Source organism: Desulfonatronum sp. SC1, from assembly GCF_003046795.1.
Lineage (GTDB): Bacteria > Desulfobacterota > Desulfovibrionia > Desulfovibrionales > Desulfonatronaceae > Desulfonatronum.
The window spans coordinates 1-23,200 of the sequence record NZ_PZKN01000007.1 but is presented as its reverse complement, the minus strand read 5'-3'; the positions used below and the strand labels follow the sequence as shown (position 1 = coordinate 23,200).

Sequence of the window (23,200 nt, the reverse complement as noted above, 5' to 3'; positions counted from 1 at the left end):
ACTATGTGTGCGCTCTTTTCAAAAAACTCCAATAAAGGAATTCCAGCCATGGCCAAAGACGAGATCAACGCCTTCCTGGGCTCTGGAACGTCGTACGAAGGAAAACTTCACTTTCAAGGGGCGGTACGCATTGACGGCGCCTTTCTCGGAAGAATCGATTCCCAAGGCACCCTGATTGTCGGACAGGACGCCAAGATCGACGGCGAAGTCGCCGTGGGCAGCCTGGTCCTCAGCGGCCTGCTGAAGGGGCGCGTCACGGCGGAGGACAAAATCGTCCTGCACAAGACGGCCCGCCTGCAGGGTTCGGTGCGCGCTCCGTCCTTGATCATCGAGGAAGGAGCGGTTCTGGACGGCGACGTTGTGATGTCCGCAACCGCGACCGAGAACGTCGCCGAACTCCCAAAGCCTCGGGAAGATTCCGAATCATCTTTTTGAGCTCCTCATAGTACGTGAAAATAATGAAAACCTTTTGACAGAGAACGTAAAATTCGTTAGAGGCCGTTTGGCTTGCACTAAAATTCACATACTCACCACCCGGAGGGCAGACTATGATTGATGTCAACATTTCCATGCTCATTCAGCTGATCAACTTCTTCATTGTTCTGGCTGTGCTCAACGCGATCCTCTATCGACCGATCCGGGCGGTCATCAAGAAGCGCGCCCAACGCATGTCGGCGCAGCTGAGTGACGTGGAGAACTTCACGGCTCAAGCTCAGGAAAAAATGGCGGCCTATACCGGTGCACTGACCGTTGCCCAGCAACAGGGCGTAGAAATCCGCTCCAAGTTCAAGGCCGAAGGATACCTGGAAGAGGTCACGTTGCTGGAAGGGGCCAACACGACGGCGGCTCAAGAATTGAAGGCGGCTCGTGAGGACGCCGCGTCGCAAGTACGTACCGGCAAAAAGACCCTGACCTCTCGAGTCGACGGGTACGCCCGGCAGGTCACGGAAAAAGTCGTCGGCTGGGCCGTGTAACCGCAATCAATCGTAAGGAGGGCTTGGACTTGAAACGCATTATGATCTGTTGGATCACGTTTGCAATGGTGCTCGTGAGCGTCGGAGCGGCCTGGGCGGCCGGCGAAGCGGGCGACATGGCCAAGTGGAAGGATTTCATGTGGCGGGTGATCAACTTCATCATCTTCGTCGGAATCCTTTATTGGGCCGCCGGAAAGCGCATCGGCCAGATGCTCACCTCCCGGCGGGAAAAAATTCGGGACGACCTCATCGACCTGGATCAACGCCGCACCGATGCCGATAAAAAATTAAAAGAAGTCGAAGTCCAGATCAAGGACCTGGACGCCGAGCGCGAACGGGTACTTGCCGACTTCCAGAGCCAGGGAGAGGCGCTAAAGCGGACCATCATCGCCCAAGCGCATGAAAAAGCGGCGCAGATCAAGGCCCAGGCTGAAACGGCCGCAACCCAGGAATACAAACTGGCAACGGAACGACTCCGCGAGGAACTGGCCGACATGGTCGTGGAAACCGCCGCGAAAATGATCCAGAGCCAGTTGACCAAGGAAGGCCATGAAAAATTGATCCAACAATCCTTAACAAGGGTGGTGCTGCATTGATTGGAAACATCGTGGCGCGCAGATACGCCCGGGCTCTCTTCTCCTTGGGCGTGGCCCAAGGGGACGCTGAACTTGTCGCTTACGGCAAGGACCTCTCCGGGTTGGCGAAGGCATTGAACGAGTCGCCGCAGTTGGACCGCATATTTCGCAATCCCGTCTTCAAGGTGGAAGAAAAGAAGGCTGTGGTCAACGCGATTCTTTCAAAGATCAAGGCCAAGCAGATGATCGTCAACTTCTGTTACCTGCTGGCGGATAACAACAGACTAGGGTTTCTGGCGGACATCCAGGCCTACTACGCCGAGTTGCTGGATGAGCACCAGGGTGTGGCCCGAGGCCGGATGACCACGGCCATCAACCTGGAGCCGGAAATTCAGAAAAAGCTCAAGAAATCGCTGGAGGAAAAGACCAGCCGCCAGTTGATTCTCGATTATACCGTGGACCCGCAAATTTTGGGGGGACTCGTGTTGAAGATTGGGGACAGGGTACTGGATGCCAGCCTTCGGGCCCAACTGGTCGCGATGAAAGAAACCATCAAGAGGGGTGAGTAACGGCCATGCAGATCAAAGCAGATGAAATCAGCAAAATTATTGAGAGCCAGATTCAAAACTACGAACAACGCGTGGAAATGAGCGAAACCGGCGTCGTCCTCTCCGTAGGTGACGGCATCGCTCGTGTCTACGGCGTGGAAAACGCCATGGCCATGGAGCTGTTGGAATTCACCGGCGGCGTATACGGCATGGTGTTGAACCTGGAAGAGGACAACGTCGGCGTCGCGCTGTTGGGCGATGTCATGCACATCAAGGAAGGCGACACGGTCAAACGTACCGGGCGGATATTTTCCGTGCCCGTGGGCGACGCGGTGGTCGGCCGGGTCATCGACCCCTTGGGAAATCCCCTGGACGGTCTGGGACCCATCGAAGCCAAAGAAATCCGGAAAGTTGAAATCAAGGCTCCCGGCATCGTGGCCCGGAAGTCCGTTCACGAGCCCATGTATACCGGGCTGAAGGCTGTCGACGCCATGACCCCCATCGGCCGCGGACAGCGCGAATTGGTCATCGGTGACCGCCAGATCGGGAAAACGGCCCTCTGCCTGGATGCCATTCTGGCCCAGAAGGAAAGCGACATCCACTGCTTTTACGTGGCCATCGGCCAGAAGAAGTCTACCGTCGCCCTGGTCGTGGACACACTGCGCAAATACGGTGCCATGGAATACACCACGGTCATCTCCGCCACGGCTTCCGAACCGGCATCTCTGCAGTACATCGCGGCATACTCCGGCTGCACCATGGCCGAATACTACCGGGACAGCGGCAAGCACTCCCTGATTATTTATGACGACCTTTCCAAACAGGCCGTGGCCTACCGCCAGATGTCCCTGCTGCTGCGTCGCCCTCCGGGACGTGAAGCCTTCCCCGGCGACATCTTTTACAACCACTCCCGCCTGCTGGAGCGCTCCGCCAAGGTCAACGACGCCATGGGCGCTGGATCCCTCACCGCCCTGCCGATCATTGAAACCCAGGCCGGCGACGTTTCCGCCTACATCCCGACCAACGTCATCTCCATCACCGATGGTCAGGTCTACCTGGAGCCCAGCCTATTCTACGCGGGCGTTCGTCCGGCCATCAACGTCGGGTTGTCCGTCTCTCGCGTAGGCGGCGCCGCGCAGATCAAGGCCATGAAACAGGTCGCCGGAACCTTGCGCCTGGATTTGGCCCAGTACCGCGAACTGGCCGCCTTCGCCCAGTTCGGTTCCGACCTGGACAAGTCCACACAGCAACGCCTCAATCGGGGCATGCGGCTCGTGGAACTTCTGAAGCAGCCTCAGTATCATCCCATGTCCGTGGCTGAGCAGGTCATTTCCCTGTACGCTGGAACCCGCGGACTGATGGACGACCTTCCGGTGTCCGCCGTGGCCAAGTTCGAGACGGAACTGCATGAGTATATGCGCAACCAGCGCCCCGATATTCTGGACGACATCAAGACCAAGCAGGCCCTGGACGCGGATCTTGAAGCCAAGCTGCGTGAAGCCATCGAGACGATGAAGAAGACCTTTCAGGCTGAATAAACCGTTGAGGAGAGTACAATGGCTTCTTTGAAGGACATTCAGCGCAAGATCGGCGGGGTCAAGAAAACCAAGCAGATCACCAAGGCCATGAATATGGTGGCCTCGGCGAAATTGCGCAAAGCTCAGCAACGCATTGAGCAATTCAGGCCATATGCGGACAAGTTCTACGAGATGCTCACGGATTTGAGTGGCCGCACGGACGCCTCGGCGCACCCATTGCTTGAGGTGCGCGAGGAAATCAAAAAGGTCGTGATCGTACTGGTCACTGCGGACCGCGGATTGTGCGGCAGCTTTAACGTCAACCTGACTTCCAAGACCCGCAAGCTTGCGGCGGAGAAAGAAGCCGCCGGCAAGGAAGTGGAGATCGTCTGCGTCGGCAAAAAGGGACGGGACGTCATGCGCAAGCAGTCGTGGCCCATTCGTGCCGATCACGTCAACGTGATGAACACATTCGACTTCACCCTGGGCGTGGAACTGGGCACAAACCTGATGAACGGGTATCTGAACCACGAGTTCGATGAAGTAATCATCGTCTTCGGAAAATTCATCAGTTTCGCCAAGCAGGAGGTCGTCTCCCTGCGTGTTTTGCCCATCGCTTCGGAAGCAGCCGAAGTGGAAGAAGTCCAGGGCCCCGCCAGCGAGTACATTTACGAACCCTCGGTGGAAGGCATACTCGCCGAATTGCTGCCTCGGTTCGTGAACGTGCAGATATACAGGGGGCTTCTGGATACGAACGCCAGCGAACATGCCGCTCGGATGCGGGCCATGGACAACGCGACGAAAAATTGTGACGAATTGTCGAAATCTTTGACGTTGGTCTATAACAAGGCCAGGCAAAGCGCCATTACCACGGAGCTGATGGATATCGTCGGCGGCGCTGAAGCTCTGAAATCAGCCTAAAGAGGGGGCGTAGTAGATGAGTGAACTTATGGAAGGAAAGGTGGCGCAAGTCATTGGGCCAGTCGTGGACGTGGCCTTTCCGGAAGGAAAGTTGCCCAACATTTTAAGTGCGTTGGAAATCAACAACACCAACAATGAAGACGCTCCCGACCTGGTGGTCGAGGTGGCGCAGCACCTTGGAAACAACCTGGTCCGCTGCATCGCCATGGACGCGACGGACGGTCTGGTTCGGGGCAACGTGGCCAAGGCCACCGGCAAGCCGATCATGATTCCCGTCGGTAAGCCTGCTCTTGGTCGGATCATGAACGTGGTTGGACGTCCCGTGGATGAACTCGGTCCCATCGACTCCACGAAGATGATGCCCATCCACCGTGCAGCGCCTAGCTTCACCGAGCAAAGCACCAAGGTTGAACTGCTGGAAACCGGTGTAAAGGTCATCGACTTGCTGATCCCCTTTCCCAAGGGCGGCAAGATCGGCATGTTCGGCGGCGCCGGCGTGGGCAAAACCGTTATCTTGATGGAGATGATCAACAACATCGCCAAGCAACACGGCGGCATTTCCGTGTTCGCCGGTGTTGGCGAACGGACTCGTGAAGGGAACGACCTGTACCACGAAATGAAGGACGCCGGGGTTATCGAGAAAGCCGTGTTGATCTACGGCCAGATGAACGAGCCTCCAGGAGCCCGGGCCCGCGTCGCGCTGACCGCTCTGGCTTCCGCGGAATACTTCCGTGACGAGGAAGGTCAGGACGTGTTGCTTTTCGTGGACAACATCTTCCGATTCACCCAGGCCGGTTCCGAGGTCTCCGCGCTTCTGGGCCGGATGCCCTCCGCTGTGGGATATCAACCGACTCTGGGCACTGACCTTGGAGAACTCCAGGAACGGATCACCTCAACCACTAAGGGTTCCATTACATCGGTACAGGCCGTATACGTCCCCGCCGATGACTTGACCGACCCTGCGCCGGCCACCACCTTCGCCCACTTGAACGGAACCATCGTGCTTTCTCGACAGATCGCGGAGTTGGGCATTTATCCGGCGGTGGACCCGCTGGACTCCACGTCCAGCATTCTGGACCCGCTGGTTCTGGGCAACGAGCACTACGACACCGCTCGGCAGTTGCAGATGATCCTCCAGAAGTACAAGGATCTGCAGGACATCATTGCCATTCTGGGTATGGACGAACTGTCTGACGAAGACAAGGTCACCGTCTCCCGCGCCCGGAAAATCCAGCGCTTTCTGTCCCAGCCCTTCTTCGTCGCCGCACAGTTCACCGGCAAGGAAGGACGCTATGTGAAGCTTGAGGACACCATTCGTGGTTTCAAGGAAATCATCGAAGGCAAGCACGATGATATTTCTGAACAGGCCTTCTACATGGTCGGTACCATTGAGGAAGCGTTGGAAAACGCGAAGAATCTCTAAGCTGGAAGGTGGCAGATTATGGCCAAGACCATACACTTGGAAATTGTCACTCCCGACCGGAAGCTCCTTAGTGAAGATGTCGAGTTTGTCGGTGCTCCGGGGTACAACGGCGAGTTCGGCGTCCTGCCGGACCACGCTCCCTTTCTGGCGGCCCTGGGCGTCGGCAGTCTGCACTACAACAAAGACGGGCGAAAGCACTGGATTTTTCTCTCCGGCGGCTTTGCCGAGGTTTCCTCAAACAAGATGAGCGTCCTGGCGGAAGTGGCCGAACGGGCCGAAGAGATCGACCTGGAGCGGGCCAGAAAGGCAAGGGAGCGGTCCGAAAAGCGGCTTCTTGAACAAAAAGCGCAGATCGACTTCGCCAGAACCCAGGCCGCCCTCCAACGCGCTCTGGCCCGAATGAAAACTCGCAATTTGGCTGCATAGCCTGTTCAGTCAATACGAACCAACCCGGCGCAAGCCGGAAACGACGAAAGCGGATCATTTGATCCGCTTTCGTTTTTTTCGACGTCTTCCATCGCTGGCCTCGAACCTGGCGAGCTTTGATTACACCGCGATCCGCCTAACCTGATCAAAGTCGCTCCAGCCCCGCAAAACCTTTTGAATCCCGTCCTGCATCAGGGAGCGCATGCCCTGAGCCATGGCCAGTCGGCGCAGCTCCGCCGCTCCGGCTTTGCCTGCCAGCAAAGCGCGGATTTCCGGAGTGCCCACTAGAAGCTCATGGATTCCTATGCGTCCTTTGTAACCGGAATTTCCGCACACGGAGCAGCCCGCCGCCTGGTGCAAGGTTGGCGGGTCGTCGGTAAAGCCCAACTCTTCGGCATACTCCTCGCCGTAGTGATGCACCATCGCCTCCACCTCCTCGGAAGACGGTGTGTAGGGGATCTTGCATTTTTCGCAGAGCGTGCGCAGCAATCGTTGAGCGAGAACCCCCAACAGAGCGTCGGAAAAACTGATGGGATCGATGTCCAAATCCAGCAGTCGGACCAGGGTTTCGGGGGCCGAATTGGTGTGCAGGGTCGAGAAGACCAAGTGGCCAGTGAGCGACGCCTCCACGCCGGCCTGGGCCGTTTCCGCGTCCCGCATTTCGCCGATCATGATGACGTCTGGGTCGGCTCGCAGAAATGAGCGCAGCGCCGAAGCAAAGGTCACGCCGATCTTGGGCTGGACCTGAAGTTGTTGCAGCCCTGGCTGGGTGATCTCCACCGGATCTTCGGCGGTCCAAATCTTCCGGTCGGGTTTGTTGATATGCCCAAGAACCGCGTGCAGGGTCGTAGTCTTCCCCGAGCCGGTCGGGCCAACAACCAGAAAGATGCCGTGAGGCCGTGAAATCAGCTCGAAGGTCCGATCCATGTTCCATGGAGACAAGGCCAGTCTCCCCAGGGGCAAGGCCTGGCTCGCGGCCAAGAGCCGCAATACGGCGCTTTCCCCGTTCACCGTAGGCATGGTCACCACACGCAGCTCCAGTGGTGTCCGGGCCAGGCGGACCATACATTTTCCGTCCTGAGGCTTGCGACGTTCGGAGATGTCCAGCCCGGACATGACCTTGATCCGGGCGATGACCGCCCGGATATGGCTGGCCGGTATCCGGAGAGCGGGGCGGCACAAACCGTCCACCCGAAAACGGACCATGGCCGGAGCGGCGTCCTTTTCCGGCTCGACATGGATGTCCGAGGCGTTCTGGCGATAGGCCTCCAGAATCAGTTTGTTGACCAACTGAATCACCGTGGCCGTATTTTCGCTCAGGCCGTCGTCTGCCAGTTCGGCCAGTTCACAGGCTCCCCCCTCCTCCTCCAGTCGAACGACGAGATCCGAAATGTCCGCCTCGTCCTTATCCTGGAGCTCATGTCCAAGATAGCGGTGAATGTCTCCGGGCAGCCCAATCCGGAAGACATACCTCTCGGACCGGACAATCTTTTGGATTTCCGTAATCCGTTGCATGTCCGACGGGTTGTCGATCAGAATCAAGACCTCGTCCGCGTCCCCGGACAGGGGGATCCAGTTCTGATTGCGCAGATAGTCCACGGGAACGTGTCGCACCAGATCCAGGGCCGGGGTCAGGTTCGGATCATGGGCATGGAAGGGGACCTGGTAAAACCGTTCCAGGGAGTGCCCCACTTCGTCAGGCCGCAGTCCGGCCTCGCCGACCAGCATAGCGCAGAGGTCTGCGCCTTCTTCTTCGGCGCGGAGTAGCAACTGGTCAAGCCGTTCCTTGGATATACGGCCATTCAGGACAAGATACTCGAAGGGGCCGTTGGTCCCCTGAAACTCCGAGGAAAATTTTTGCCCCAAAATTGTCGCCAGCTTCGAGGCGTTACGCAGATCGACTTCGCTGAACGACGTTCCGGCCGTGCAATTCAACAGCTGCACCACACCCAGTCCGACGCATTTATGGGTGATGGGAACCACCACCATGGTCCGGCTCCGGAAACCGGTCCGCTGATCAAAGGCCATGTTGAAGCGCAAGGCGGGATGAATCCGTTGCAGCTCATCGGCATCATAAACGTCCCGTATCAGCAAAGGAACTTGGTTCAACGCCACGTATCCGGCAATGGAAGTTGGGGAGAGCGGGACGCGAATCTCCTTGATCTCATCTCCGCTCTTGAACTTGGAGACGATCACCTGCTCGGCGCGCAGACGCTGATAGACAGTCAAACGTTCAGCACGCAGGAGTTGGAGCAGAGAGCCTTCGATGTCCGGCAGTAGATCATGAAAGCGGTCCGCCAAGTAGATCCGTTCCACAACCGAGTTGAACAATGCCTGAGCATCGCAGGCCGGAGTCGGTCGCGAGGTCGCGGGGGAGGAGGGGCTGTCCATTTCGGTCACCGTGACGTCAGTCCATGTTTGTGCAGCTTGTATTGCAACGTTCTGCGGCTGACGCCCAGAGCTTGGGCCGTCTTGCCCCGGTGGCCGCCGTGCGCTTCCAGGGCGCCCACCAAAACCTGACGCTCAGCGGTGTCGAAGGAGGGCTCGTCGGCGACTTTCTCCGACCGATTCTGCTCAGAGCCAATCTCCCGGAAATGATCCGGCAGCAAATCCGGCGTCAACATGTCGGAGCGGGCCAGGATCAGGGCCCGTTCCAGAACGTTTTCCAGTTCGCGGACGTTTCCGGGCCAGCGGTAGGCCGTGAGGGTCTCCAGAAATCCGGAGCCAACACCCCGAAATGGTTTGTGGTTTTTCAGAGACAATTTATGCAACAGATGGCGCGTCAGCAGAGGCAGGTCATCAAGCCGTTCTCGAAGCGGGGGCAGCTTGATCTCCAGGACGTTCAACCGGAAGTATAAATCCTCGCGGAACGCACCGGAGGACACCAGTTTGGGCAGATCCTGGTGCGTCGCGGCAATGATGCGCACGTCAACCTGGACGGTCTGGGTCCCGCCCAACGGCTCCACGGTGCGCTCTTGGAGCGCTCGCAGCAATTTTGCCTGAAGGAGCAGGGGCATGTCTCCCACTTCGTCCAGGAACAGCGTCCCCTTTTCGGCCAGTTGAAACCGACCCGGTTTGTTGCTCACCGCCCCGGTGAAAGCGCCCTTGACGTAGCCGAACAGTTCGCTCTCCAGGAGTTCGCCGGGCAAGGCCGCGCAATTGATTTCCACCAAGGGGCCGGCATGGCGCAGGCTGGACGAATGGATCGCCTTGACCACCAGCTCCTTGCCGGTGCCGGATTCACCCAGAACCAGGACCGTGGCCTCGGTGGGCCCGACCTGATGGATCAGCTCCACGACCCGCCGAATGCCCGGGCTCTGGCCCACCAGCCTGGGGCTCCCATCCTCCTCCCCCAAAGCCCGGCGCAAGTCCTGATTCTCCCGGACCAGCCCCAAATAATCACGGGCTTTCAGCAGAACGGCCTTCAGTTCTTCGTTGTCCGCGGGCTTGGTCAGGTAGTCGAAGGCTCCCAGCTTCATGGCCTCCACTGCGGAACCGACGCTGCCGAAGGCCGTAAGCATGATCACGGGCAATCGCGGATGGAGGGACTTGATCTCCTGAAGGATCGTGATGCCGTCCCGGTCCGGCAGGCGGATGTCCAGAAGAACCGCGTCCAAGAGTGCCTTCCCGCGACAGGCCTCCAGGCCTTCCTGGCCGTCGGCGGCCTCCAGCACGATCCAGCCAACGTCCTCCAGTACAGCGCGGATCATCAGTCGGTGGCCGGGTTCATCGTCGATGACCAGGACAACAGGCTTGGAGGGGAACGTTTGGGAATAGAGAGAGGCGTGGGGCATGGGCTGATACCGGCAGGGCGTGAAAAAAAAGTCCCGCCTTCGAACCAGGGCGAAGGCGGGACGGATGGATGGATAACGGCGGAAGCCGTTTACGCTGTGCGCAACGGGCTATTTTTGCAGCCAGGCCATCATGCCCCGCAATCGCTCGCCGACTTCCTCGATGGGATGCTCCTCCACCTGGCGACGCAGCGCGTAGAAGGCGGGACGACCGGCTTGGTTTTCCAGTATCCATTCCCTGGCGAATTGGCCTTGCTGAATCTCCTCCAAAACCCGCTTCATTTCCTGCTTGACCCGTCCGTCCACCAAACGCGGACCGCGGGTCAGGTCGCCGTATTCAGCGGTGTCGCTGATGGAATGGTGCATCTTCTTGAATCCGCCCTCGTACAACAAGTCCACGATCAGCTTCAGCTCGTGCATGCATTCAAAATAGGCCACTTCGGGCTGATACCCAGCCTCAGTCAATGTTTCGTAGCCAGCCCGGATCAGGGCGCTCACCCCGCCACAAAGCACGGCCTGTTCCCCGAAAAGGTCGGTCTCGGTTTCTTCCTGGAAGGTGGTCTGCAAGACCCCGGAACGAGTCGATCCGATGCCCCGGGCGTAAGCCAAAGCCGTGGCCAGGGCCTGGCCGGTGGCGTCCTGATGCACGGCCACCAGGGCCGGCACGCCGCCGCCACGCTCATACTCCCGGCGCACCAAGTGTCCCGGCCCCTTGGGAGCGACCATGACCACGTCCACATCCTTAGGAGGCAGGATCTGGTTGAAGTGGATATTGAACCCGTGGGCGAAAACCAGGGTCTTGCCGGCCGTGAGGTTCGGCAGAACTTCCTCCTGGTAGACCTTGGGCTGATACTGGTCCTGGACCAGAATCTGAATCACGTCGGCGGTCTTGGCCGCGTCCGCGGCGCTCATGGGCTCGAAGCCGTGCTCCTTGGCCAAGCTCCAGTTCTCTCCGCCGGACCGCTGCCCAATGACCACTTTGCAGCCGGAATCCCGCAAATTCTGGGCATGGGCATGGCCCTGGCTGCCATATCCGATAATGGCCACGGTTTTGTCGACCAACGGTTCCAATGGGGCGTCCTGTTCGTAATATACGCGCATTCCTTCTCCTTTCCTGTTCATAATTCGTACCTGTGTCCCGCGACAACAAGACGATCCCCGAAGCGACGGTCTCGAATTCGCGAATGATCTGAGCCGATTCTCAATGGTATCTTGCCGAAAAATATTTATAGCAACTCAGCACATACGGCGTGTGGTCATACAAATGCACTGGATTCCGACTTTCGCCGGAATGACTAACCGTGCCATGCTGTTTCAAAGTCAGTCATGCCGACGAAAGCCGATATTCAGGTCTTCTTATCCGATTCTACTGAGTAGAAACAATTATTAAAGAAAATCAGTCCACCTGCATGCTGCGGCGCATGGCCACGGTGCCGGTGCGGGCAAACTCCTTGATGCCGAATCGCTGCAACAGACTGACGATGGCTCTGATTTTGCCCTGATCACCGGTGATTTCCAGGGTCAGGTCATTGCCGCTGACGTCAACAACCTTGCAGCGGAAGATGTCCGCGATCCGCAACACCTCGGCCCGGCGTTCGTCCTCGGCGTTGACCTTAATCAGCACCATTTCCCGTTCCACGGACTGCAAGTGGGTCAAATCCACGACCTTGACCACGGTCACCAGCTTGCGCAGCTGCTTGGTGATCTGCTCAATGATCTGTTCTTCGCCGGAGGTGGTGATGGTCATCAGGGAAAGACCGTCCTCCAACGTCGGACCGACATTCAGCGTTTCGATATTGAAGCCGCGGCCGCTGAACAGACCGACCACCCGTGACAGCACTCCGGGTTCATTTTCCACAAGTACGGACAGCACATGACGCATGGAGGACCTCCTTTACACCAGCAGCATGTCGGTCAGCGCGGCGCCGGCCGGAACCATGGGATAAACGTTTTCCTCGGGTTCCACGACCACGTCCACGATGGCCGGTCCGGGGACCGCGAAGGCTTCTTTGAGCACCCGTTCCACATCCGCGGCCTTGGTCACTCGGAACCCGGCCGCGCCGTAGGCCTCGGCCAGTTTCACGAAGTCCGGATTGAGATGCATGCAGGTGGCGCAGTAGTTCTTGGCGTAGAACAGCTCCTGCCACTGCCGGACCATCCCCAGGTAGCCGTTGTTCAAAATCACGATCTTCACCGGGATGTTGTAGCTCACCGCGGTGGCCATTTCCTGGATGTTCATCTGAATGGACCCGTCGCCAGCGATGTCGATCACCAGCTTGTCCGGAAAGGCCACCTGAGCACCGATGGCCGCGGGAAAGCCGTAGCCCATGGTCCCCAATCCGCCGGAGGTCAGAAAGGTTCGAGGACGGTGGAACTTGGAAAATTGGGCCGCCCACATCTGGTTCTGTCCCACTTCCGTGGTGATGATCGCCTCGCCCTTGGTCAGTTCGTATATCTTTTCCACCACGAATTGCGGCTTGATCGGTTCTTCGCTGAACGTATACCGTAGGGGGTGGTCACGTTGCCATTCGCTGACCTGCTCCAGCCAGGACTGGTGCGCCTCGCTCCAGTCGGGCAGATCCGAGCAGATTTCCAGTTCCTCGCGAATCCCACGCAGGGCTTGACGACAGTCGGCCACGATGGGCACGTCCACGTTGACGTTCTTACGAATCGAGGTAGGGTCCACGTCGATATGCACCACTTGGGCCGACGGGGCGAAGGAACTGATTTTTCCGGTCACCCGGTCGTCGAAGCGCGCCCCCACGGCCAGAAGCAAGTCCGTGTGCCCCACGGCCATGTTCGCGGCGTAGGTCCCGTGCATACCCAGCATGCCCAGCCAGAGCGGATCGTCACCGGGAAACGCGCCCAAGCCCATCAACGTGGAGGTCACCGGGATGCGCAGGGTCCGGCACAGCCACGTCAATTCCTCAGCGGCGTCCGAGGAAATCACCCCCCCCCCGGAATAAACCAGAGGCCGTCTGCTTCGCCGCAGCAGTTCCGTGACCTTGCGCACCTGACGGCGGTTGGGCGCGAGGTTGGGATTATAGCTGCGCATGGATATGGATTCAGGATATTCGAAAACGGTCTTGGCCTGGAGCACGTCCTTGGGCAGATCCACCAGCACCGGTCCGGGCCTCCCGGTGCGGGCCAAATAGAAAGCCTGCTTGATGATCCAGGCCAGGTCCTTCACATCCTTGACCAGATAGTTGTGCTTCACGCACGGTCTTGAGATGCCGACGATGTCCACCTCCTGAAAGGCGTCGTTGCCGATCAAGGGCGTGGGGACCTGGCCGGTGATGATCACGACGGGGATGGAGTCCATGTAGGCGGTGGCGATGCCGGTGACCGTGTTGGTCGCGCCCGGACCACTGGTGACCAGGCAGACCCCGACCCGACCCGTGGCCCTGGCGTACCCGTCCGCGGCATGAATGGCCCCCTGTTCGTGGCGGACCAAAAAATGCCGCAACGCTGGGTAGTCCGGTAGGTGGTGGTAGATATCGATGACCGCGCCACCTGGAAACCCGAAGATCGACTCCACACCCTCCTGGAGCAGACACTCCAGAAGGATTTGCGCCCCCGTCCGTTCCATGATTACGCCTCCGATTTTCGATGCTTGTCCAGGATGACCTGGATTTTTGTCTTGCCGGCCAATTTCGTCTTCTTTAAAAGCTTCAGTTCGGCATCCTCCGACGGTGAAAGGTAGGGCTTGCCCTCAAACCTGGCCAGCTGCTTCTCATATTCTTGGTGATCGTTCCACAGTTCGGCGAGCTCCGGGTTTTCCGGCACCAGTCGGGTAATGAGTTCCATTTCATGCTGTTCCATGGGCATTACTCCTTGGTTGTTCGTACATGTTGCTACATGCCCGCGGGAGCCAAGCGCTCCCAGTCGGGTTCCTGTTCCGCGACAATGCGCAACGTTTTTTTCCTGCCGATGGTCCCGGCGACCAACGCCACCTGATTCCGACGCAGCCCCAACTGTCCGGCAACATACGCGGTCAGGGCCGTATTAGCCTTGTTGTCCACCGCCGGAGCGGCGATCCGCAGCTTCAGCCGCCCGTCGACGATCCCGGACACCTGATCCCGTTTGGCTCCGGGCTGAACCCATACGGGCAGTAACCACCCCTGTCCGTCGCCGCGAAGAATCCTTTCCACGGCCTTGGTCACGACGGCTAGAATCCAGCGGCGAACTGATACAGGGACTGTACCAGGAAAATTTGCAAGAACTTGATCCCCAACAGCACAGCGATGGGTGAGAGGTCCAGACCGCCGACCATGACGAACGGTATCACGCTCCTGATCTTTTGAAAGACCGGCTCGGTGAGCGAGCGCAGAGCGCGGACGATTGGATTGTATGGATCGGGGTTGATCCAGGACATCAGGGCGGAAATGATCACGATCCAGAAATAGACGGTCAGGACCGAGTTCAGGACGAACGCCACCGCGAAAATAAAGTTGGCCGTGAGACCCATTCGACCTCCTTGAGGTTCTGGCTTGTTTCGGTTGGCTCAGCCGCGTTTGTGGAGCCACCGGCTGAGCATGTCGAAGTTCGGAATCAGGATGTCGCCACGCAACCGTTCGTTCTTGTAGGCCCAAAAGCGGACACTGGCCGAAGCCGCGGTCTGTTCGTCCACCGCGGAGTCGCCGATGAAGGCGATTTCCGAGCGACGCAGCCCCCACTTGCCGAGAATCTTGTTCAATCCCTCCGGGTGCGGCTTGGGGAACGTCACCGTTGCCGCCGTCTCCACGGGATGAAAGAAGCCGGCCAGGTGATAATGATCCAAAATCGCCCCCATGGTGTCGGTCCGGTTGGTGCAGATGGCCAAGCGCAACCCCTTGGAGCGGGCCGTCCGCAGGAACCGCTCCAGACCCGGCTCCAACTGGAGATAGGGCATCAGGTCCGTGTACCGGATCTTCTTTTTGACGGCTTCCAGTTCGTTCCAGCGGTCGGCGGGAATGATCCGACGCAGGGACTCGTGAACCGAATGGCTATGCACGAACGTCGCTTCCTCGAGATTCATGGCCGGAAGCCCCACCCCGCGCCGCAACGAGTTGTAGAACACCGTATTGGCCTGGAAGGAATCCAGGATCACGCCGTCGCAATCCAGGACGATGCCCTTGAGCCGAGGGTCGACAACTTGGCTTGGACCGATCCTCATTTCGGATTTGCTCCTGGGTTTACTCTTGGGCTTGCCCCTGAACGTTCTTGGGTTCCGGAAACATCAGGGCCAAGACAGATCAAAAAGTGTTCCCGCTCCAGCCATGGTTTATCCGTCGGACAGCGCGTCGCACCGACCAGCCTCCAGCCGGGTGCGTGAACGGTCCTGGCCACCTCGGCCTGAACGCTGGAGAGCAAACCTTCGAGATCGCCCGACTCGTTTCCGGGAAAATCGGCGAGGGAGCAATCCGGCTCGTTGGCCAGAGTTTCGATGATCTCCTGGTGCGACGTCGTCAGCAGCGTCCCTTGCGGAACAAAAAAGAGCATGGCCTCCAGCACCAACCGCCAGGGCAGGATCGACTCCCGGTCCTCGGGAACCAACGAGAAGCGCTCTCCGGAAAGAACCTTGATCTCGTCCGTGTCGTCCACACCCAACACCGCGTCCAAATCCCGTAACCCGGCCTGAATATGCCGACCCAAACTCCGAAGCTCCAGTGTCTGTTCTTCCACCTGCCAAGCCAGCAGCAAAAGCTGCTGACACCGCACCGCCGGGTCGTCTCGACGTCGCGCCCCTCCGGTCAATTCGGATTGAATGGAAAGGGCCGATCCGGAATAAAAATCATTGCTGGCCAGGGCATTGACGTTCAGTGCGCCCCGGCTTCCACCATGCTCCCGGGCAAACGCGGCGGACTCGCGCAGAAACGCCGAAGCCATGGCCTCGGAAAGCGGTGCGCCGGCCGGGCGCCAGCCGCCCGGAGTACCCACCGGGAGACTCGCTGGGCCGACGCCGGGGTCGAAAAAACGCGCCTCGGCCGGGAGCGTAGCCGGCTCCATCTCAGGGTGGAGCCACGGAACGGCGAGCATCAACGGCTGACTGGTTTCGTGAGGCTGATCGGATTGAGTCGACGGCGCGGCGACGCCGGGGGCGTGATCAAGAGGCTCGGGCGAACCCTCTTGGATGTGGGGCATGTTCAAACGGACTCCGGTTGTTCGGACGATCTGGCGGGACGCGTTGCGTAACTCGGACACGAACCGGTGCAAAGCGGCATCTCCCGCATACATAAATGTCCATGCAAAAAGATGCAATCCAAATCCGCGTTCGTCCCCGCCGGCCGGTGCGTGTGACAAAGCAGGCCCGGTTGGAGCCGACAGGCGACGACTTCCGCGAGCAACCCGTCAGCGTCCGCCATGGACAAGGCCAAATGGTCGGCCTGCTCCACGACCCGGTCATGGGCGTCTTCCCAGATGGAAACCACCCGGCATTGCATACGGTCGGAACCCAGGGGATGCCATGCCCAGGCCTTGAGGCAGCGGTCCCGGACGGAGAAGCGGCACGACCGAGCCGGAAAGTGAAGAATCTTGGGGGATGCGGGCAACATGACGGACCAAATACAAGCCAAAAGGCCAAGCCAAGCCCAAGCCCAAGCCAGACTCATGTCGGGCGCGAGCTGGCATTTTTGCAAGGAAAGAGTTCAAATTACCACAACGCGCTCGGATGGCCAAGCATGATTTTCCCGGTCGGAATCATTGACCTCGCGGCCAAGGCGGAGTAGGGATCATCCATGTTTCTCAAGGAGGAAATCGCATGTTTGGAATAGGCATGACAGAACTCATTGTGGTGCTGGTGATCATCTTGATCATCTTTGGAGCCAATAAGCTCCCGGAAATCGGCTCCGGCATGGGCCGGGCCATCAAGAATTTCAAGAAGGCGACCACCGAGCCAGAGGAAATCGAGGTCTCGGCGAAGCAAAAGGAGACGACGGAATCCAAGGAAACCGCGAAAGAATCCTAAGAATTCCTCCCAAGAGTTACCATTGACTCCGACCGATCACCCTGAAATCAAAACTCCCGGGCAATCCTCCTCAGAAGTCGGGGGATTGCCCGTTTTTTTTCGCGAATCCTCGATAACCGACTCGCCTCCCCAACACCACGCGAAACCGAAAAATTCCCCAAAGCCGCACCCATGAAAACACGTCCCGCGACAAAAGAACAAACCCTGGCCGCGACACCCCGCGAAATACCCGGCGACCTGACCGAAGCAACCCAAGGCCAAGCCCTGGCCGTGGCCGGGTGGCTGGAAGAAAAAAAGGCCCGGGACATCTCCGTCCTGGACGTCACCCCGTTTTCCGCCGTGGCCGACGTGATGGTCATCTGTTCAGCGCAAAGCGCCCGACACGCCCAAGCCCTGGCTGACTGGCTCCTGGAACGCTATGCCGAGCAAGGCATCGGCTATCTGGGCATGGAAGGCTACACCGAAGGACGATGGATTCTCGTGGACGGCAACGACGTTCTGGTGCATATCTTCCAGGAAGAAAGTCGGGAATTCTACAACCTGGACGGCCTCTGGTCCCGGGCCCGTTCCCTGCTCGACGACCCGAACCCCGAACCGCCCTCGGACAAGCCATGAATGCCAGACAAAAAGCCCTGTTGCCGGTCAAGCCAGCGCGCATGGAAATCATTTATCTCTATCCGTGCCCGTTTTGCGGACGCGAACTACCCCTGTCCTCCCCCACCCAGGCCTCCCTGGCGCAATGCGACGTATGCAAGAATCAATTTCCCATCGTTCCCGTGGACGAGCGGATGACCCGCTTTCTGAAACTGGTCAACGCGGACGGCAAAGCCGCCATTGACCAGGACTACCTCTGATAATCGCACTATTCGCCGAACCGCTCTCCATCGCCTCATCGGATCACCATGATTCACGACCATGTTCTCTCGCTCATCGGCAAGACCCCGCTGGTGGCCTTGCGCAAGCTGAACCCCTTTCCCGGAGTCCGGATCGCCGCCAAGATCGAAGAGTTCAATCCCGGCGGTTCCATCAAGGACCGGGTGGCCCTGGCCATGATCGAACAGGCCGAAGCATCCGGGCTTCTGACCCCGGACAAGGTGATCATCGAAGCCACCTCCGGGAATACCGGCATTGGCCTGGCCATGGTCTGCGCGGTCAAGGGATACAAGCTGATGCTGCTCATGCCCGAGTCCGCCTCGGAGGAGCGCAGACGGATCATGCTGGCCTACGGGGCGACCATCCACCTCACACCGGGCCATCTGAGCACGGACGGGGCCATCGAGGAAGCCTATCGGCTGCACCGCGAGGAGCCGGAACGCTACGTGCTCATGGACCAGTTCAACAATCCGGCAAGCATCGCGGCCCACTACCGGACCACGGCCCAGGAAATCTGGGACCAGACAGAAGGTCGGGCGACCCACGTGGTGGCCACCCTGGGAACGTCTGGGACCGTGATGGGATTGACGAAACGGCTGAAGGAACTCAACCCGGATATCACGGTCGTTGCCGTGGAGCCCTTTGCCGGACACAAGATCCAGGGCCTGAAAAACATGCAGGAATCCTATCCGCCGGGCATCTACGACAAGCACGCTCCGGACCGGATTCTGAACGTGGAAGACGAGACCGCCTTTGACCTGTGCCGCAAGCTGGCCAATCAGGAAGGAATTTTCGCGGGCATGAGTTCCGGGGCCGCGCTCAGCGGAGCGCTCCAACTGGCCCGCGAACTGGACCAGCAGATCGTGAAGCATCCGTCGGACCCGCCCCCCCTGGTGGTGGTCATCTTTCCGGACGGCGGCATCCGCTACCTGAGCACCCCGCTTTTCGCCCCGCCCCAGGAGCAGGGCGTTCAGGTCCGGGATTTGCGCCGACGCAAGTTGACGGCGTTACGGCCCGGCAAGTCCGCCATGCGCCTGTTCACCCCCGGCCCCAGCCTGGACGACATCACCGGATTCGGAGCATGGCGTCGCATCGTTCTCTTGGACGTGGCGGCCAGGTTTCTCAATCAGAAAGACCCCCGGAACCGTACCCGGGCCGAAGTGCTGGTGGGCGTGGCCGATCTGGACGACCGGGCCGTGGCCGCGGCCCGTGCCGGAGGCATGAGCCTGGAAGTGTCCGGAAAGCAAGCCCTTTCCACGATTCGGGAGCTTGCCGCACGGCTGGGCGTGTCCTCCCAGGTCCGTTTCGTCTCCGCGGGCCAGTGCGCCCCGGAACTGCTCCAGGCCTGCCGCAAGCTGCTCAGCAAGGGTCTCGGGTACGAGAAGCTGCGCTCGGTGTACTTCGACGTGCGCCGGGACAAGCACTACGGGGATCTACTCGGGGTAGACCCGGAAAAACTGCGCTCCGGCTCCACCGTGGACCTGGACGGCTACGTCAAGGACAATCCCCGGGACTTCACCCTGCTCAAGCGCACCTCCCTGGCGGATCTCAAGGACGGCTTCTTCCTCCAGACCGAGTGGGGCAACGTCCGTCCCAGTTGGTACCTGCAAATGGCCGGTGTGGTGATGCACGGCCAGTCCCAGGGCCAGTCCCAGGAACTGACCCTGGTCCTCGGAGACGACGACCATCGCTTTCCACACCTGGAAAACCTTTGCTCCATCTGGCGCGCTGTGGGCAACACCCAGCCCCAGGCCTGGATCACGGCCCAGTCCGCCACATGCGCCGATGCGGAGACCTCTTGTTCCCTGTCGTCCCTGCCGGTCACGGACATCCCCCCGCTCGCCCTGCGCTTCTGGCTGCTCTCCGGCTCCTACCATGGCGCGTTGCAATGCTCCGCCGAAAGCCTGGAAATGTGGCTCAAAAACTGGAGACGCATTCAGCAGACCCTGGCAAGGCTGCACACTCTCGCCCCGGATACCGAACCGAAGAAGCCCGCGACGAACATCGGCCAGAATATCGGCCAAAACATTGGTCAGTCCCTGTTCAACGTCAAACAGGCTCTCACGGACTGCCTGGAAAACGACCTCAACCTGCCCGCCTTTTGGCCTGCCCTGTTCCAATGCACCAGGGAAATCAACGCCACGATCAACCAGAACCGCCTCTCCACCCAGGAAGCCGCGGCCTGCGTCGATCTCTTCCGGTACCTGGACGCAGTCCTGGGCCTAGTGGATTGGACCGAAGTTCCCCTCCGCCCATCCGACCTACCGGACCACGTCCGAGACCTCTGCGCCCGACGCGAAACCGCCCGACGCGACAAGGACTTCGCCACAGCCGACGCCCTGCGCCAAGAAATCGAAGCCGCCGACTTCCGCATTCAGGACACCTCCGATCGGACGCTGATCTTCTCCTGCTGATCGCCAGATCGTTCTTGCGTGATAGCCCAGGCAACCACGGGCCGGTCCGCCGTAGTGGTATTTTATGCGCTCCAAGGCATATTCTGATCCACAATCGGCACACCGAACGAAGTATTACACAACATGCCAGCAGGTTAAACGAAAACGTCATAAATTCAACCTCTGAGGTTGTTCCCTTATTCCGGCAATCCTGTATGTATGGCTCATCAGATACATAAGGAGTGCCGGATGCTCGCCCAGCTCTTCGGAGAGCGGATCAAATATCTGCGCAGGATCAACCTGCTCAAACAAAGGGAGCTGGCTCAGGCCGCGGAAATCTGCGAGCAGTACCTCAGCCGCATTGAGCTGGGTCAGGTCTCTCCCTCATTTCAAAGCATCGAAAAAATTTCCCATGCCCTGCACACGGAGCCCTTTCACCTGTTCTTCTTTCCCCGGTCTCTGGCAGCCCCAGCCGCAAAACCGTCATTTCAGCCACCGCAAGACGAAGCTCGCCTCCAAACCCTTCCGATCACGCTCCAGTTCATCGGCAACCTGAAGATCACAAGCCTCACCCAGGCCCATCGCTGGTCCACGTCCATCTTTCGCCTACTCGGGTATACCACCCCCGTTGCTCCCACCACCAAGCGCCTGCTCAGCCATGTTCAGCCGGACCAGCGTCCGGAGCTGCTGCGGTTTTTGAATTCGGCCCTTCGTGGCCCACCTCCCAGGGATATCCTTTTTCCATTCATGCGCAGCACTAGGCGAAACATGCCACTGGACGCGGCCTGGTCACAAGCCGTGGATATCCGCTGGGCGCTGCTTCACGCGGAGCCTCTGGCCGCTTTCGCGGATGGCCAGGAACAGCTCGAGCTGACCATGCTGGATGTCACGGACATGCTGCTCCTGGAACAATGCCTGATCCGAATGCACGAAGAACTGGAACTCCGTCTCAGCCAAAAATCAGATGAGCTGGCGCGAACCAGGCAGCAGGCCCAGGTTGAAAGCTCGAACAGGATCAGGCTGGAGCGCGAGTTGCACCGCTTCCAGCGGACCATATCCGCCTCCAGCGACGCCCAGGCTTTTGTGGACAACGACTACGTCTACCGCATCGCCAACGAGGCCTACCTGAAGCTGCACGGCACCCGAGAAGACCAGCTCCTGGGCCGCTCCACCGTGGACATTCATGCGCAGGACATCTTTGCTCGCGACGTTCATCCGTGCATGGAAAGAGCCTTGGCCGGGGAATACGTCAGCACGCTGTGCTGGAAGGATGTCCCCGGAGCAGGCCAGCGGCAGCTCCTGGCAAACTGCATCCCATACCGGGACGAATCAGGCATTTCCGGCCTGATCATCACCTTGCACGACGTCACGGAACAGCACTTCCTCAAAAGCCGCCTGGAGTTCACCGAAGCCCAGTACCGAACTATTGTCGAGCTGGCCAACGAAGGCATCCGCATCGTGGACGACCAAGGTGTGATCACCTACGTCAACCCCAAGGCCGCAGCCATGCTCGGCTACAAGAAAGAAGACCTGGAAGGCCGCCCCCTGATCGACTTCATCCATCCCGAGGACATTCCCGCCGTGCTGGAACACCTGGAGCAACGTCGGCAAGGGTTGTGCAGCCGCTACGAGATCCGCCAGACCCACCGCACAGGGCGGACGATCTGGGTCCGGGTTTCCGCCTGCCCCCTGTATAATCAAGACGAATACTTCGGTTCCCTGGCCACCATCACGGACATCACGGCCGACAAATCGAGAGAACGCGAAATGAGCTGCCTCCAGGAAGTCGTGGCCCATAGCCCGGTGGTGGCCTTTGTCTGGAGGAACGACGCCCAATGGAGCGTGGAATACGTCTCAGAGAACGTCGAAACCCTGCTCGGGTGGAATAAGGTTGACTTCCTGTCCGGCAACCTGACCTATGCCGAATTGATCCATCCGAAAGACAAGAGCTTCGTGAAAAACGAAGTGGACGTGTACAGCCTTGATCCAAACTTAAGATCAACAAAATTGTCGCCCTATCGGGTCCGAACCAAGTCCGGCAGGATGGTCTGGGTGGAGGAAATGACCACCTTTCTCCGCTCGGAAGACGGACAGGTCCAGGGCTACGAAGGTTTCATCCACGACGTCACCGTGCCCAAGCTGCGCGAGGACATCATCCGCGACTCCAACACCGAACTTACTTCCCTGCTGCACCACTGCCGCCAAACCATCACCCAGGCCCAAACCCTGCCCCAGGCCTCTCCGGAGATAAAAGCCATACTTGATTCGCTGCGGGAGAGATTGGAGCGGTTTGAGAAGGGTGCGGGGTTGGAGAGGGATGATGGATGTTTTTTGGGGGGGAAGTTGAGTGATTCAGTCGGGATTGGTTGAGGGGGTACGGATTTGCTCGTTTTTCAGTACAGGGATTTTCATCGTATTCGACCTATCCCGGATTCTTTTGTGAACACACCTTCTGTAGATCAATCACACAATTGGGCACATTACGATCTCTACATTGTTAACGCCGTCTATAGGCGGTTCCATCTTTTCAACCGTTTTGAGCGGTTAACATATTGCAAACCACCGGCCTTGCCGATAAATGATGGATGAGATTGCCGGTGCATAAAACTTTTACAATACGCATACTTGGCCTCACAATTTAGCGCATTACCCTCAGAAAGACAGATTATTTTTTCCTACAACTTTTCACTAGTGTCCCAACGTTTAATCAAAGAAACTCAACTGGTTAGTGTTTGACCGAACTTCGTTTTCGTAGCTGTAATTTCCAACTATCTGTAATAATGGATTTCGTTCAAAGATGTTCACGCTTAAAA

24 protein-coding genes are annotated in these 23,200 nt (G+C 58.8%); 13 read left to right on the top strand and 11 right to left on the bottom strand.

Going from position 1 to position 23,200, the window contains the following annotated elements; translation table 11 throughout:
- The first annotated feature begins 48 nt into the window (after positions 1 to 48).
- From C6366_RS05305 to C6366_RS05270, 8 genes are all read left to right on the top strand, one after another.
- The gene (locus C6366_RS05305) at positions 49 to 435 is read left to right on the top strand and encodes a polymer-forming cytoskeletal protein (protein WP_107736308.1); all 387 of its coding nucleotides are present in this window, start codon (positions 49 to 51) and stop codon (positions 433 to 435) included.
- 113 nt (positions 436 to 548) lie between these two features.
- Complete coding sequence (locus C6366_RS05300) at positions 549 to 974, top strand: ATP synthase F0 subunit B (RefSeq protein ID WP_107736307.1); 426 nt, start codon at positions 549 to 551, stop codon at positions 972 to 974.
- Between the two features lie 29 nt (positions 975 to 1,003).
- On the top strand, positions 1,004 to 1,570 hold the full coding sequence (gene atpF / locus C6366_RS05295) for a F0F1 ATP synthase subunit B (protein WP_146164782.1): 567 nt from the start codon (positions 1,004 to 1,006) through the stop codon (positions 1,568 to 1,570).
- Positions 1,567 to 2,118, top strand: a complete 552-nt coding sequence (gene atpH, locus C6366_RS05290; protein ID WP_107736305.1) for an ATP synthase F1 subunit delta — start codon at positions 1,567 to 1,569, stop codon at positions 2,116 to 2,118. The genes atpF and atpH overlap by 4 nt, the downstream gene beginning before the upstream one ends.
- 5 nt (positions 2,119 to 2,123) lie before the next feature.
- Entirely contained in the window at positions 2,124 to 3,635 is a 1,512-nt protein-coding gene (gene atpA / locus C6366_RS05285; protein ID WP_107736304.1) for a F0F1 ATP synthase subunit alpha, read from the top strand.
- Positions 3,636 to 3,653: 18 nt separating this feature from the next.
- The gene (locus C6366_RS05280; RefSeq protein WP_107736303.1) at positions 3,654 to 4,535 is read left to right on the top strand and encodes a F0F1 ATP synthase subunit gamma; all 882 of its coding nucleotides are present in this window, start codon (positions 3,654 to 3,656) and stop codon (positions 4,533 to 4,535) included.
- A gap of 16 nt (positions 4,536 to 4,551) precedes the next feature.
- Positions 4,552 to 5,958, top strand: coding sequence for a F0F1 ATP synthase subunit beta (gene atpD, locus C6366_RS05275; RefSeq protein WP_107736302.1), 1,407 nt, complete (start codon positions 4,552 to 4,554; stop codon positions 5,956 to 5,958).
- Between the two features lie 18 nt (positions 5,959 to 5,976).
- Positions 5,977 to 6,384 carry a F0F1 ATP synthase subunit epsilon gene (locus C6366_RS05270; RefSeq protein WP_107736301.1) on the top strand — a complete coding sequence of 136 codons (408 nt, stop codon included), beginning with the start codon at positions 5,977 to 5,979 and terminating at the stop codon, positions 6,382 to 6,384.
- 120 nt (positions 6,385 to 6,504) lie between these two features.
- Here the strand turns inward: C6366_RS05270 and C6366_RS05265 are convergent, their stop codons facing one another.
- The 11 genes from C6366_RS05265 to C6366_RS05215 form a co-directional block, all read right to left on the bottom strand.
- A complete protein-coding gene (locus C6366_RS05265; protein ID WP_107736399.1) occupies positions 6,505 to 8,775 on the bottom strand; it encodes a GspE/PulE family protein in 2,271 nt (756 codons plus the stop codon).
- A gap of 5 nt (positions 8,776 to 8,780) precedes the next feature.
- Complete coding sequence (locus tag C6366_RS05260) at positions 8,781 to 10,178, bottom strand: sigma-54 dependent transcriptional regulator (protein WP_107736300.1); 1,398 nt, start codon at positions 10,176 to 10,178, stop codon at positions 8,781 to 8,783.
- A gap of 108 nt (positions 10,179 to 10,286) precedes the next feature.
- Complete coding sequence (gene ilvC / locus C6366_RS05255; RefSeq protein ID WP_107736299.1) at positions 10,287 to 11,276, bottom strand: ketol-acid reductoisomerase; 990 nt, start codon at positions 11,274 to 11,276, stop codon at positions 10,287 to 10,289.
- A 295-nt stretch (positions 11,277 to 11,571) separates the two neighbouring features.
- Positions 11,572 to 12,057, bottom strand: a complete 486-nt coding sequence (gene ilvN, locus C6366_RS05250; RefSeq protein ID WP_028572765.1) for an acetolactate synthase small subunit — start codon at positions 12,055 to 12,057, stop codon at positions 11,572 to 11,574.
- Positions 12,058 to 12,069: 12 nt separating this feature from the next.
- On the bottom strand, positions 12,070 to 13,764 hold the full coding sequence (gene ilvB / locus C6366_RS05245; RefSeq protein WP_107736298.1) for a biosynthetic-type acetolactate synthase large subunit: 1,695 nt from the start codon (positions 13,762 to 13,764) through the stop codon (positions 12,070 to 12,072).
- A 2-nt stretch (positions 13,765 to 13,766) separates the two neighbouring features.
- Positions 13,767 to 13,997: a DUF465 domain-containing protein gene (locus tag C6366_RS05240; RefSeq protein ID WP_028572763.1), complete on the bottom strand. Its 231-nt coding sequence runs from the start codon at positions 13,995 to 13,997 to the stop codon at positions 13,767 to 13,769.
- A 32-nt stretch (positions 13,998 to 14,029) separates the two neighbouring features.
- The gene (locus tag C6366_RS05235) at positions 14,030 to 14,338 is read right to left on the bottom strand and encodes a DUF167 domain-containing protein (protein WP_107736297.1); all 309 of its coding nucleotides are present in this window, start codon (positions 14,336 to 14,338) and stop codon (positions 14,030 to 14,032) included.
- Between the two features lie 5 nt (positions 14,339 to 14,343).
- Positions 14,344 to 14,643 carry a YggT family protein gene (locus tag C6366_RS05230; RefSeq protein ID WP_107736296.1) on the bottom strand — a complete coding sequence of 100 codons (300 nt, stop codon included), beginning with the start codon at positions 14,641 to 14,643 and terminating at the stop codon, positions 14,344 to 14,346.
- A gap of 36 nt (positions 14,644 to 14,679) precedes the next feature.
- Positions 14,680 to 15,330 carry an HAD family hydrolase gene (locus C6366_RS05225; RefSeq protein ID WP_107736295.1) on the bottom strand — a complete coding sequence of 217 codons (651 nt, stop codon included), beginning with the start codon at positions 15,328 to 15,330 and terminating at the stop codon, positions 14,680 to 14,682.
- Positions 15,327 to 16,298, bottom strand: a complete 972-nt coding sequence (locus tag C6366_RS05220) for a hypothetical protein (RefSeq protein WP_107736294.1) — start codon at positions 16,296 to 16,298, stop codon at positions 15,327 to 15,329. Before C6366_RS05220 ends, C6366_RS05225 begins: the two co-directional genes overlap by 4 nt.
- Before the next feature lie 2 nt (positions 16,299 to 16,300).
- Entirely contained in the window at positions 16,301 to 16,708 is a 408-nt protein-coding gene (locus tag C6366_RS05215; protein WP_146164781.1) for a hypothetical protein, read from the bottom strand.
- Between the two features lie 206 nt (positions 16,709 to 16,914).
- Between C6366_RS05215 and C6366_RS05210 the strand changes: the two genes are divergently transcribed.
- The 5 genes from C6366_RS05210 to C6366_RS05190 all read left to right on the top strand — a co-directional run bounded on the left by C6366_RS05210 (position 16,915) and on the right by C6366_RS05190 (position 22,757).
- Positions 16,915 to 17,121: a twin-arginine translocase TatA/TatE family subunit gene (locus tag C6366_RS05210; protein ID WP_028572756.1), complete on the top strand. Its 207-nt coding sequence runs from the start codon at positions 16,915 to 16,917 to the stop codon at positions 17,119 to 17,121.
- Between the two features lie 171 nt (positions 17,122 to 17,292).
- Positions 17,293 to 17,736, top strand: a complete 444-nt coding sequence (rsfS, locus tag C6366_RS05205) for a ribosome silencing factor (RefSeq protein WP_107736292.1) — start codon at positions 17,293 to 17,295, stop codon at positions 17,734 to 17,736.
- Positions 17,733 to 17,975: a hypothetical protein gene (locus C6366_RS05200; RefSeq protein WP_028572754.1), complete on the top strand. Its 243-nt coding sequence runs from the start codon at positions 17,733 to 17,735 to the stop codon at positions 17,973 to 17,975. Before rsfS ends, C6366_RS05200 begins: the two co-directional genes overlap by 4 nt.
- 48 nt (positions 17,976 to 18,023) lie before the next feature.
- On the top strand, positions 18,024 to 20,408 hold the full coding sequence (locus tag C6366_RS05195; protein WP_107736291.1) for a cysteine synthase: 2,385 nt from the start codon (positions 18,024 to 18,026) through the stop codon (positions 20,406 to 20,408).
- Between the two features lie 228 nt (positions 20,409 to 20,636).
- A complete protein-coding gene (locus tag C6366_RS05190; protein WP_158269659.1) occupies positions 20,637 to 22,757 on the top strand; it encodes a PAS domain S-box protein in 2,121 nt (706 codons plus the stop codon).
- Positions 22,758 to 23,200: the final 443 nt, after the last annotated feature.